Genomic DNA, 12,863 nt, shown 5'->3' with positions numbered 1-12,863 from the left:
GTATCTGAGGGCTGATTTTCTGTTTAAAATATAAGATTTTATAAGCTTTCATCTTATAAGCTACTCATATCTAACGGTCAAAGCTGCTGTTGCGTCAAATAGACGCTGATTGCGTTTTTGCTGCGGCAGCCGTTTTTTTCTCGCGAAACAACATAAAAAATAGCATAGATGCCGTGACATACAGTGCTCCAGTTATGCTGAACGTGATGGCGTATCCCCAGTAGTAGCCATAAGTAGCAATGAGATGAGAATGAATGGGTCCCATCGTAGCCCATCCAAGCATAAAAGCAGTCTGCATACAGGAGTTGGCTAGGCTTTGTTTTTTTGCAGAAACCCGGTCGATCAAAATAGCCGATTGCAGCGGATTGGCCGCATTCATAAGCGCTTGTCTGAATAGAAAGCTTATAGAAGCGACGAGCAACAGGTTTGTAAAACCCGTTAATAGCAGGAATGGCAGCGATAAGGTTTGGAAAATAACGATCGCTTTCACTTGTCCAACTCGATTGGCAAGCGACGGGCCAATGAGCATAGAGATTATGGTCATGACTTGACCTAATGAAAGCAATAAGCTCATCGCACTAAGCGATATCGAGAACCGATTGGTGAAATACAAATTCAAATAAGGAACAACAAGGCCCGATCCGATACCAATCAAAAGCTGTATGGAGGCGAATTTAATAATAAATGACATTTCTTTATTAGGGTGAGCTGTTTGGTTCGAAGCAGGCTGCTCGTTAGTTGCTTCAACACTTTCCTTCTGGCTGCGCGCAGATTCCCTAATGGCTTGCAAAGGTAGAAATGCTGCAATTGTCGCTATACTGCCTGCAAGTAAAACGATTTTGAAAGAGAGCAGCTTACTTAGTCCTGCCGCCTGCATAATATCTGCAATGACGCCTCCGCCAAGGCTGCCGCCGACCTGAGAAGCGAGAACAAATGCTGAAAAAATACTGAAAATGCGCAGTCGATCTGCTTTAGCTACGTTTGTGGCAAGAAAGGGAATGGCAAGCACCTGAAAGATGGCAGCAAATAAGCCGGTCAGAACGGCCATTGTAAGTAAGCTGCTTTCTGTTTCAAATAATGAGCGTCCAGCGAGTACCACACCGCTGCAAAGAGCGCCAATGACGAGCAAGCGCTTGCGGCTGGCGCGATCGCCGAATAAACCAATGGGAATGAAACATAACGCTGTTGCGAGTGATTGCATACTGACAATTTTTCCGCTCATGGCATCGGGGTAACCGAGCTCGTGAATGTACAAATTGTAGAGTACCGAGAACATGCCCGTACCGATTTGATATAACATGTTTGCTAGAAAAAATAAACGAATATTGCGGGACCAGCCCTGCCACTCTGTGGCGGTAGATTGAATGAATTTCACGTAGATGCCTCCTGATGCTATACCAAACTACATTACTCCTCTGGCAACAGTAAATCAATCGGAAATTATTATGTAGAGAAAAAAATTGAAATTGTAATTTTATATATGGTATTGGAGTATTGCTAGTAATTCCCTGCTCCGTTCAATCATGATATGCTTAACTTGCAAATTCATAAAATGAGGAGAGATGTTGATATGCAAACATTTATTATGCTCGGATGTATTCTCATGGTGCTCGCGGTCGCAATTGGAGCTTTCGGCGCACATGCACTGAAAAGTAAGATCACACCGGACAAGCTGAAGGTTTATGAGGTCGGCGTACAGTATCACATCGCACATGCATTAGGTTTAATTCTGATTGGACTGCTCGCGGGTCAGTATCCGGGTGCTCAAATGATCATTACGGGCGGTTGGTTTTTGGTAGCGGGAATTATATTGTTCTCGGGAAGCCTATATGTACTTAGTGTTGCTAAAGCTCGGTTTTTTGGTCCAATTACACCGCTAGGCGGGCTTTCTTTTATGATTGGTTGGGTGCTTGTCGCTGTAGGTGTTCTTTAGGGAAATTGTTGAGCTTTTAATATTTAATATCTATCTTCTATGACCATTGTAAAGAATTTATTTATGTTTACATGAAATAGTGATGGAAAAGTATGAAGATTTTGAAAATATAGGTGCAACTCTATTAGTTTAAGACATAATTAACCAAAAATTATATTGATCTCCGAAAAATAAAATAGTAAAATGATTTCGATAGATGTAAATGTTTGCTAATAAGTTTGAAAATTTGTCCAAATTAAATATTGGCAAAACCATCGAAAGGTGGTGACGCAAAGCTATAGGGACTACTTCTTTCAAAGAAATGTCAGCCAGTTGCGAATTAATATGCAGAAGGTATACCTATGGTTATTTTTAGGTATGCCTTTTTGATTGTAAAAAATAGAGAGAAAAATGAATGGTGGAGAGTGGTACAGCATGAATAGGAAAGACCAGCCTAATATTAAAAGTTTATTTCCAAGTGAAGACGGCAACATAACGCAACGAAATTACATGTTAGATTTAATTGAACAGATTGTAAGTGGTGTTGATGAATTAAAAGATCCGGAATCGGTATTTCTTAAAGGAGAAAAAGAACGTGGTCCTCATTTCTATAAAGAACTAGCGGAGGTAAGCAGAATTCCCGCAATGGGAAATCCATTAGAAGAAGTCAATAAAGAACTCTTAAAATTGCTTCATGCTCATCCTTACCATACAAAATACTTTTTAACAAACATTTTACCTATGGCTAGTATTCCAGGTGTACTTGGCATGATTGCAGCGTTTATGGTTAATGGCAATAATTTATGGGATGTGTATGGTCCGGCGGCTGCGGAAGCTGAAGTGAAAGTCGTGGCGATGATGTCAGATCTCGTAGGCTATAATCCTTCTGAAAGCGGCGGATATACGACATGGGGCGGTCAAGGAGCTATATTCACTGGTTTAAGGCTGGCAATAAATAAAGCCTGTCCTACTGCAGCTCAAAACGGGGTTCCACAAAATTTATATGCCTTTTGTTCGGAAGCGGCCCATTACAGCCTTTATAAATCAGTTGAGGCTACAGGTCTAGGGAGCAAACATTTAATTAAAATCAGAACAAATGAAGATTCATCAATGGATGTAAATGATTTGAAAGAAAAGATGGAAAACGTCATTATGCACGGAGGCATCCCAATATACGTCGTTGCTACTACGGGTACGACTGATGCAATGGGTATTGATAACATAGATGACATTTATAAAATGACAGAGCTGCTCTCGCAGAAGCATAACATTCAAAGACCGCATATTCATGCCGACTCAGCTTTAGGTGGCTTTTTTGCATTTTATAATGATTACGATTTTGAAGGAAACCCTTTAAGCATTGAGAGTGATACGCTTGTTGCTCTAAAGTTGATTCAAGAGAGAATGCAGCATCTCATGAAAGCAGACTCGCTTTGTTTCGATTTTCAAAAACTGGGACAGACGCCTTATTCAACGAGCTTATTTTTAGTAAAAAATGCTGCTGATTTAAAGCTTCTTGATTTGGATCCAGATGAAACTCCTTATGTTGGACACCGTGGATATGGACAATATCACACCAGCTATACTCTTGAATGCTCAAGAATGGGAAGTTCCATCAGTATTTATAGCGCGCTATTAGCGTTTGGAATAGAAGGCTATCAAAAGCTGCTTGCCCAATTTGTTGAGGTGAATGTCACATTCAGAAAGACCTTGCAAAGAGAAATACCTGAAGCCGTTATTGTAAATCATCTAAACCCTGGTATTGTCACACTCTTTAGACTTTATGAGGATAAACAAAATGGTTATGAAAAAGAATATGCCGGCTCCATGAGCTATGCTGAAGTAGAAGAGATTAATAAATTAAATGAGCTATTGTTTGAGATTCTTGGAAGAGACCGCGGAGAAATGTTCTTTGGCGATACCAAAAAACATCTTTATGTCCCAACCTTGGATAACAAAAGAATAGCATTGTATGCGAGTAAATTATTTGTTATTTCGCCGCATACACAAGTAACCGATGTGGATAAAATCGTCGCTTATCTAAAAGCAAAAATCGATGAAACCTACGTGGAATATATGCGAATTAGTAAAAAGGAGTACACTCATGAAGAAATCTATACTTAGTTTTAATTGGTACAAAGAACATCTTTCTGTAAAAATTGCTCTCAGTATTCTCTTATTGCAAGTGATAACCTGTGCAGCCTTTGCAGTATCCAGCTATATGACCCAGCAGAATTTATCTGAGAAACTATTAGAACAATTCGATAAACGTCTTATAACCGATATACAAATTGCAAGCAATACATTATCTGCAATCCCTGGTTCAGAAAAGCAATTGCAAACAACAGACGATCCTAATTATGCAATTATTAAGAAAGAACTCGAAAAATTACAAGACGTACATAGCTTAGAAAATATTTTTATATTATCAAATAGTCAGAATAACGAGCGTATTCTTGTACTATCAGGAGTACCAGATGATTTTAACACTCCTTACCCATTTACAGATGAAATGAAACAAGCCATCGATTCAAAAAAAACTGTAATCAGCCCTATTTACAAAGATGAGTATGGAACGCATAAATCTATATTTGTCCCACTCTCAGATGAGTCTGGTCAAGCCTATGGTATTCTTGGGATAGATTTAGATGCTTCAGTTGTCCCAAAAACAACATCAAGCTCTAATTTAACAACGATTATTATTTCTCTCATCGTACTTGTGGTGGGTAGTTTAATTGCCATTGTTATAAGTAAAGTTATTACGAATCCGCTCCGCAAATTAATGGTAGCAGCCAACAAAATTGCTGCGGGCGATATGAAAACGACATTTGCTATTAATAGCAAGGACGAAATCGGAAAATTATCGATATCATTTAGCTTAATGATTAATAGTCTTAGTCAATTAATTCAACAAGTCATTGCTTCATCTAATCTTATATCCGATACAAGCCAGCATCTAAAACAGTCAGTAAATGAATCAACGAACAGCGCGCAGCAAGTTGCGGAATCAACGAACCGAATGACAGAAGGCATTAACGAAATTGTGCAAAGCGTCACCCACAGCCATACAAATATTAATCATATCGATGTCGAGATTAAAGATGTCTCAAGCGGTATGAAGGAGATTCAAGTCATTGCTACAGACGTTCATATCCAATCCGAGCAAGGACAGGATTTAGTAGGACGTACTCTCGAACAAATGACTGTCATCAAACAAGCTATGCAGCAATCCCAAGAAGCTGCTATAACATTAGGACAACGATCCAATGAAATAAATGAAATCATTACTATCATTTCAGAAATATCCAATCAAACGAATTTGTTAGCTTTAAATGCTTCCATAGAAGCGGCTCGTGCAGGAGAGGTTGGCAGAGGTTTTGCTGTTGTAGCCGGTGAGGTGAAAAAACTTGCAGCACAATCTGCTGAAGCGGCGCTTTCTGTAGCAGAGCTTGTTTCCAGTACTCAAACAAATAGTTTATTAGTAATGAAATGTATTGAGGAAGGCAGCAAGGCTGTTGAACAAGGGCATTCGTGGATTCAAGGAACTTATGATAACTTCAAAGGAATTTATGGAGGGGTTTCGGAGTTTACCGAGCATACAAGCCATATGTTCAGTGCATTAGACAAGGTTGATGAATCCTTTATGAAAATAACAGATTCTATGCAGCAAATATCCGGAATTACACAAGAACAGGCTGCAGGGACAGAAGAGGTTGCTGCGGCTGCGCAGCAGCAAAGTGCTTCCATGCAGGAAATATCAGCAGTCATTGTTCAACTTTCGACTCTTTCTGTTGATCTTAATGAATCGGTTAAACAGTACAAATTATAAAATAGAAATAACGGTATACAGGAAGCGGGTTGGGGATTATATATCTCCAGCCCGCTTTAATTATACCGGTGGCAGCCATCATTAACCTTTGTGAGTGATGCATGATGACTACTTCCGAGAAGCAAGATAGGGGATTAATCCGTTTGCGATCACTTGATGGCCACGGTCATTGGGATGGATAGGCAGAGTACCGCTTAATGCATCTTCTAATCTGCCATTACGGTAGCCATAGATTAGCGAGGCTTGTTTTCCTTCAAACCATCTATGAGCGGGAGCGATTTGTGCATGATAGCTTTGGGCAACCTCTATCGTCGTGTAATTTAATTGGTCGATAGCAGCAACTGCTAGAGAACTATTTGGAAACGGATTATATTGCGTGCAGCAAATAATACGGGCGTTACTCACGCTTTTTATATGAGCGAGAATGGCTCGTAAATTTTGCCTGTAGGGAGTTAAGATCGGTTTTATAGCTATTTGCTGTTGGTTCTTAATCGAAGACAAAGCAGCGTTTGCTAAATCTACCCCTCCAATCCAAACAGAAACAACATCGGATTTGCTAATAGCAGCCGAACCCTTCCAGATGACTGCGTTTAATAGATCATGACTGGTCCAGCCCGGACGAGCTAATACATATCCAGTTGCTCTGCGGGAACGGGAGCGTGAATTTAAAGCGGCAACGGCTAGTTGGGGATATGCTTTTGCGAGTGAGGAGGCATTCTCCCCATAGGTAATAGAATCTCCGAGAGCTGTATAGAGCATAACGATATCACCCACCCTATTCTTAATTATATAGAAAATGCAAATAGGCTAGTAAAGGTTTGACACTGACAATCAACAGTCGTTTATTCTTCTAATTCACTAGTGCATCTCTATAGTTATAGTATTGCAATGCTATGCTGTTTGCGTGGACATTTGTTCAGCAGCATGTAAATTGGATAAATTCATTAATAATTATTGACTTCATTTCAAATGATTTGTACGCTGTGCTGAGGAGCAAAGTCTATCAACATAGGAGTCGACAGAATGAAGCTTATAGAAGGTAACCGAATAATTAATCGAAAAAGCTTTCTGAAGTATCCATCATTTTATCGCAAAATGATTGTTTTTACGTTATTATCATCAATCATTCCTATCATTATCCTTGGAATCACCAGCTATATTTTAACTTCCAAAACGGCTAAAGATAATGCCAGCCAAGACATTACTCAGGTCTTAAGCTACGCTTCAGAGACCATCGATAATGGGCTTGAAAGAGTAGAGAATAACTTAATTCAGCTGGAGCTGAGCTCGTTCTTCACTTCAGACTTGAAGGAAATGAAACGTACCAATTATTCCGGCTTTTATTCGAGTATCTATCAGAACATGTTGGCTTTTATGAACGGAAACCCACTTGTTAAGGATATTTCGCTATATACATTGGACGAGAATTACTTAATTTCGTCTACTTATGGTGGCAAAAAAATGGAGTCGGCAGTGGAACGGGAAAAGTATGAGAAGCTGCTGGAAAACAATCAGCAATTAGTTTGGCAGGCTGGTTATTTTCAAGGCGGTCAAGTGTACGATTCTGGTATTACCTTAACGAGTACAATTCCTTTACATACAAAAGATCCGATCGGTATTATTCAAGTCATTATTGATAATAAAGCGTTTGAATCTCTAACTGCAAAATTTGTGAAATACAAGAGCCAGCATATGTTTGTAATCGATGAAGGCGGCCAGCTCGTATTCCATATGAATGGATCTGAAGTGCCTAAAGATTTGTTTGAGCTGATAACGGTTGCACATGAGGGCAAGCAAGAATTTATATATCAATGGCAGGGCCGGGAGTACTTAGTTACTTCTATGGTATCTCCAATCAAGAAGCTGCTGTTTGTGGATATGATTCCAACAGCGGAGCTTTACAGCAGCGCAAGGAAGATTGCAGGCATAACGATTGGCATCGTGCTTGTCGTTCTTGCTGCGGGAATTGCGCTCGCGATGATCGGCACGAAAAGGGTATATAGTCCGATCCGGAAGCTGGTCTCTCATATTAGTGATAATCAACAAGCGGATATGGGGACAGACGAATTTAATTATGTGCAGCAGCGGTGGAAGGAAATTAACAGTAAGGCGAGTCAGCTGGAAGGCCAAATCAATCAGCAGTTTCCCCTTATTCGGGAGTTGTTTGCTTTAAGGCTACTGGAAGGGCAATTTAGTCATGAACGACGTGAACATTTGCATGAGCTTCTGCGCAGATACGCTATTCCAGAGACACAATGCGCAGCTGTCTTTATTATTTCATATGATCACCTATCGGACGCAGGCAAGTTTCAAGAGTCGGATAAAGATTTAATTCTGTTTATTATAAAAAATATGACGACAGAATTGCTGGAGCAGCAGCAGCTAGAAGGCTTGGTCATTAATGGATTAAATGATCAAGTAGTGGTTTGGCTGTGGACTGAAGATGAAGAAATGAATGCATGGTCAAACCATCTGAAGTTTGGCATTGAAAAAATACGACAGCAGATCACTCATTTTCTGCAATCTCCAGCAACGATTGGGTTAAGTCGTGCAGCCTCGCAGGTAGAGGAATTGCCCGATTTATATCGTGAAGCGCAGCTTGCCATTTATTCGCGGATGATTAATGGCGGCAATCAGATTATTGAGAGCAAAGGGCTTGCGGTTTCAATGATGTATCGTTATCCAGCAGAGATCGAGAACCATCTTATCGATTCATTGCAGGTTGGTGATCTCGCTGAAACAAAGCGTTTGCTTAATGCTTTTTCCGATAAAGTGCAATCTGCTGTGCATAATCCCGAGCTTATTAGGATGTCGTACGATCAATTGCTGTCTACGACTTTACGAACCGTCTATTTAATGAACATGAGTCCAGAGCAGCTGTTTGGAAGAACCGCTAGTGAGCTCAATTTCGATATGAGATCATGTACAACGATTCATTCCATTAATGAGTGGCTGATAGATCGTATATTTGAACCCATCATGATGTCCGTGAGCGGCAAGCGGAATCAAGAGTATGAGCAGCTTATCGAAAAAGTTACAGACTATATTGCGGCAAATTATAATCTTGATATTTCTCTGGATCAGTGTGCACAGATTTGCAATCTGACTCCTCAATATTTAAGCAAGCTGTTTAAGCGAACAATGGACATCTCCTTTATTGAGTACCTCACACAAGTTCGTGTAGAGAAGGCTAAGGAGCTGCTGGAAGCAACAGATTTGATGGTGAATGAAATAGCAGAGCAGGTAGGCTACAACCCTAAAAATTTCATTCGTGTATTTAAGAAGCAGGTTGGATTGCCTCCGGGACAATATCGAGAAATGCATCGCAAGTAAATTGCCCTACAAAATCGAATAGGCTTATATCAAAAAGGCTTTGCTAAGAGTGAGAGAATTGTAACCTCTCCATCTTGCAAGCCTTTTTTTGATTTTATGGGGTGCGAATTTATAATCTGGCAGGGGTTAAAGAGATTAATTAATGAGACTCGAAGCAGCCACAAACCCAGCAGCAGCAAGGGATTCTCAATTATTGCTCAGTCGTTCTGAGCGAATAAGAATTGGTCATTGCCCGGCGGAAGCTTCGGCTTGTAAGATGCAGACATGAAACCATATGAGCAGCCAAGTTTAAACAAAATTGTTGGAGGTGGTGAAACCCTTGCCGCAATCTAATCCTGAATTAGCGAACGCAAGTTTATCACAAGGACATGAACCTAAGTGGCAAAAAACGAGAGATTCAAAATGGTCTCAATTTAAAGTCATTTTAGGTCGAGAAAAATATTTGTACGTATTAGCGCTTCCGGGTATTCTCTTCTTTCTTATTTTCAAGTACTTGCCCATATGGGGCCTGGCGTTAGCCTTTAAAAACTATTCCCCATACTTAGGCTTCTGGCAAAGCGAGTGGGTCGGATTCAAATATTTTAATGAGTTTTTCTCGAATCCAGACTTCCTGCTTTTATTTAGAAATACGATGGCGATTAGCTTGCTGAACATCGTTTTCTTTTTCCCGATTCCCATTGTTCTCGCTATTCTCATTAATGAGGTTCACAATCGGGTATTTAAGAAAACGATTCAAACGATTATTTATTTACCGCACTTTTTGTCTTGGGTCATTATTGCAGGGATTTGCTTTATAATCCTCGGACAAAGCGATGGTATTATTAACAAGATTATTGTCGAATTAGGCGGCAAGCCGATCGGTTTCTTGACGGAGCCGAATTACTTCTGGGGTTTGTTGACTGCACAGAGTATTTGGAAAGAAGCAGGCTGGGGCACAATTATTTTCCTCGCTGCCATTGCGGGTATTAATCAAGACTTGTATGAGGCGGCGCAAATTGATGGTGCAAACCGTTGGAAGCAAATCGTGAATGTTACGCTACCGTGCATTAAGAGCACAATTATTGTATTGCTCATTTTGCGGCTTGGACAAGTAATGGAGGTAGGGTTTGAACAAATTTACTTGATGATGAGTTCTCCCGTTTCACATGTGGCTGATGTATTCGATACGTATGTATACCGAACAGGCATTCAAAATGGTCGTTTCAGTTATGCGACGGTCGTGGGCATATTTAAATCGGTGGTTGGTCTTATCCTTGTCGTTACAGCCAATCGTTTAGCAAAAAAATTCGGTGAGGAGGGTCTGTACTAATGCATAAGTCCCTCGGTTATAAAGTGACAGACGGCATTATTTATACGGCGCTTGGTCTAATTGGACTCATCACGCTGCTGCCTTTCCTATATGTCATTGTTGTTTCCTTTACAGACCCTTCGGAGTATTTGAGAAAGTCGTTAATTATAATTCCAGAGAAGTGGAGCCTTTCCTCTTATAAGTACATTTTATCGACCCCAATGTTTATGCGTTCATTAGGGGTCAGCGGCTTCTTGGCTGTTGTGGGTTCGGCAATCGGTATTATCGTTACAAGCGCTTTGGCTTATGCCTTGTCGCGGAGACGATTTTTCGGTAAAAAGTTTTTCCTCGTTGCGATTCTAATGACGATGCTGTTCAACCCGGGTATGATTCCGAACTTCCTTTTGGTTGAAAGCTTGGGACTTATTGATACCGTGTGGGCGTTGATTTTACCGGCTATTACGAGCGCTTGGTACGTATTTTTGATGAGAAATTTCTATCAGGAATTGCCGGAGGAGCTGGAGGAAGCAGCGAAGATCGATGGATGCAATGATATTGGGGTTTTCTTTCGAATTATGTTTCCTATCTCAATGCCAGCAGTCGCTGCGTTTGGGTTATTCTTTGCAGTAGGCTTCTGGAATACGTACTTCAACGGCGTATTGTACATTAACTCGGATGAACTTCGTCCGATGCAGGTTGTGCTGCAGATGATGCTGATTCAAGCTTCAACCAATATAGCTGACCCATCCGTAGCGGCAATGCTGCAGAGTGAGCAAATGCTCCCTCCAGAGACGATCAAGATGGCGGCGGTAGTCGTTGCGTCTCTGCCTATCATTATGGTTTATCCGTTCCTGCAGAAGTATTTTGTAAAAGGTATGCTGGTTGGTTCCGTAAAGGGTTAACGGACAAACGACCATTATATAGGGGTTTACTACAAATAAGGGAGGGTTTTAGTAATGAAAAAAAGAAGCTTTGGCATGACGCTTTTGACGCTCGTTCTTACGACAAGTTTAATTGGCTGTTCGAATGGTGGCGAAGCTAAATCGGCCGGCAACAAAGAGGGTAAACAAAAGCCGGTTGATATTAATATCGGCACGATGACTTATGGTGAATCTCCTAGCAGTGATCTCGAAAGTGTTCAGCAGCTCAATGAAAAACTAAACGTAAAGCTGAGCATCGATTTTTATCCGATTAATAGCTATAAAGAGAAGCTGAATGCTTTGCTTGCTTCAAAAAGCTTGCCGGATGTCATTCTTATCGAGGATATCAATGATCCTGCATTTTCAACCGCAATTGAGCAGGGTGCATTCTGGGATTTGACTCCTTTCTTGCAGGATTATCCGAACCTAGCAGGTTATCCGGAGAATGCCATTGAGAACATTAAGTTCAAGGGCAAATCCTACGGTATTCCGCGTGTTCGCCCATTGGATGGACATGAATCTCTCATTATTCGTCAAGATTGGCTTGATAAAGTGGGATTGAAAGCACCAACGACGATGGATGAGCTCTACAAAGTGTTAGAAGCTTTTACAAAAAATGATCCGGACGGCAACGGTAAAAACGATACCTTTGGTATGGTGCAAGCGAGTGTCAGTCCTTATATGATGACGATGTTTGGCGCAGGCACAGCGTGGAAGGAAACGGCTGAAGGCGGTCTTGAGCCATATTGGCTGACAGCTAAAGCAAGAGAAGCGCTTGAATTCTGGAGCAAGGCGTATGGCGATGGTCTTATTACGCCGGACTTGCCAGTAATGAAGCCAAGCCAAGTAAAAGAAATGATGATTCAAGGCAAAGCGGGCATCTCCTTCGGCAATATTAACGAAGCGTTTATTTTCGGACAAGAGCTGCAAAAAATGAAGCCTGAAGCAGAATTGAAGGCGTATGAAATTCCAGCTGCCACAGACGGCAAAAAGTACAATGAACAAGCATATGGCTACTATGGATTGTTCCTAGTCAGCAAAAAGGTAAGCGAAGACAAGCTGAAGAAAATCCTTGAGGTTTATAACGAAACGGCGACTGAAGAAGGCTACAATCTCGTTACCTATGGTATTAAAGACAAGGACTATACCGTATCGGAAGATGGTTCAATCGTTCAAACCGATGAAGGCAAGAAAAAAGCTTATGGTACAGCGACGACTGCGCAATGGATTTCCGGTTATTTCAACAAATATCAACGTGCTGAAGGACCTGGCATGCCAGCAGAAGTTAGAGATTACAACCGCCAGCTGGTAGATACCATCTCAGCATCCTCAATTAAGAATCCTGCTGCAGGGCTGCCAACGACTGAAGTGTGGATGGAAAAAGGCGGCGATTGGCAGAAGAAGTTTGTTGATATGTACACAAACGTTGTCATCCGCAAAGCAAGCATGGAGGACTGGGACAAGTTTATTAGCGGGCTTAAAGCCGACGCCAGCTTCCAGCAGCATCTGAAAGAAACAAGTGATTCTTACAAAGCGTTAGCAAGCAAGTAAGTAAATAAGCCCGGTAAGTTCGAATAGGTC

General features: G+C 41.0%; 9 protein-coding genes and 1 riboswitch. Of the genes, 7 read left to right on the top strand and 2 right to left on the bottom strand.

From position 1 onward, the window contains the following. Positions 1–94 precede the first annotated feature (94 nt). Complete coding sequence (locus tag AB4Z45_RS26160; protein ID WP_441912513.1) at positions 95–1,375, bottom strand: MFS transporter; 1,281 nt, start codon at positions 1,373–1,375, stop codon at positions 95–97. Positions 1,376–1,570: 195 nt separating this feature from the next. On the opposite strand from AB4Z45_RS26160, the gene AB4Z45_RS26155 reads away from it, so the two are divergent. The 3 genes from AB4Z45_RS26155 (at position 1,571) to AB4Z45_RS26145 (ending at position 5,741) form a co-directional block, all read left to right on the top strand. Next, positions 1,571–1,933, top strand: a complete 363-nt coding sequence (locus AB4Z45_RS26155; protein WP_441912512.1) for a DUF423 domain-containing protein — start codon at positions 1,571–1,573, stop codon at positions 1,931–1,933. 234 nt (positions 1,934–2,167) lie between these two features. Continuing rightward, a riboswitch (cyclic di-GMP riboswitch) is annotated at positions 2,168–2,253 on the top strand. Positions 2,254–2,347: 94 nt separating this feature from the next. Next, complete coding sequence (locus AB4Z45_RS26150) at positions 2,348–4,036, top strand: pyridoxal phosphate-dependent decarboxylase family protein (protein ID WP_441912511.1); 1,689 nt, start codon at positions 2,348–2,350, stop codon at positions 4,034–4,036. Then, on the top strand, positions 4,017–5,741 hold the full coding sequence (locus tag AB4Z45_RS26145; RefSeq protein WP_441912510.1) for a methyl-accepting chemotaxis protein: 1,725 nt from the start codon (positions 4,017–4,019) through the stop codon (positions 5,739–5,741). The genes AB4Z45_RS26150 and AB4Z45_RS26145 overlap by 20 nt, the downstream gene beginning before the upstream one ends. Positions 5,742–5,849: 108 nt before the next feature. Here AB4Z45_RS26145 and AB4Z45_RS26140 read toward each other — a convergent pair whose 3' ends face one another. After that, complete coding sequence (locus tag AB4Z45_RS26140) at positions 5,850–6,500, bottom strand: GDSL-type esterase/lipase family protein (protein ID WP_441912509.1); 651 nt, start codon at positions 6,498–6,500, stop codon at positions 5,850–5,852. A gap of 264 nt (positions 6,501–6,764) precedes the next feature. On the opposite strand from AB4Z45_RS26140, the gene AB4Z45_RS26135 reads away from it, so the two are divergent. From AB4Z45_RS26135 to AB4Z45_RS26120, 4 genes are all read left to right on the top strand, one after another. Continuing rightward, positions 6,765–9,074, top strand: coding sequence for a helix-turn-helix domain-containing protein (locus AB4Z45_RS26135; protein ID WP_441912508.1), 2,310 nt, complete (start codon positions 6,765–6,767; stop codon positions 9,072–9,074). A gap of 319 nt (positions 9,075–9,393) precedes the next feature. Beyond that, the gene (locus AB4Z45_RS26130) at positions 9,394–10,383 is read left to right on the top strand and encodes an ABC transporter permease (RefSeq protein ID WP_441912507.1); all 990 of its coding nucleotides are present in this window, start codon (positions 9,394–9,396) and stop codon (positions 10,381–10,383) included. Beyond that, the gene (locus AB4Z45_RS26125) at positions 10,383–11,264 is read left to right on the top strand and encodes a carbohydrate ABC transporter permease (RefSeq protein ID WP_441912506.1); all 882 of its coding nucleotides are present in this window, start codon (positions 10,383–10,385) and stop codon (positions 11,262–11,264) included. Before AB4Z45_RS26130 ends, AB4Z45_RS26125 begins: the two co-directional genes overlap by 1 nt. A 54-nt stretch (positions 11,265–11,318) precedes the next feature. After that, entirely contained in the window at positions 11,319–12,833 is a 1,515-nt protein-coding gene (locus AB4Z45_RS26120) for an extracellular solute-binding protein (RefSeq protein ID WP_441912505.1), read from the top strand. Positions 12,834–12,863 lie beyond the last annotated feature (30 nt).

The sequence above is a fragment of the Paenibacillus sp. MCAF9 genome, assembly GCF_052114265.1.
Lineage (GTDB): Bacteria > Bacillota > Bacilli > Paenibacillales > Paenibacillaceae > Pristimantibacillus.
This window is presented reverse-complemented; position numbering and strand designations above follow the sequence as displayed.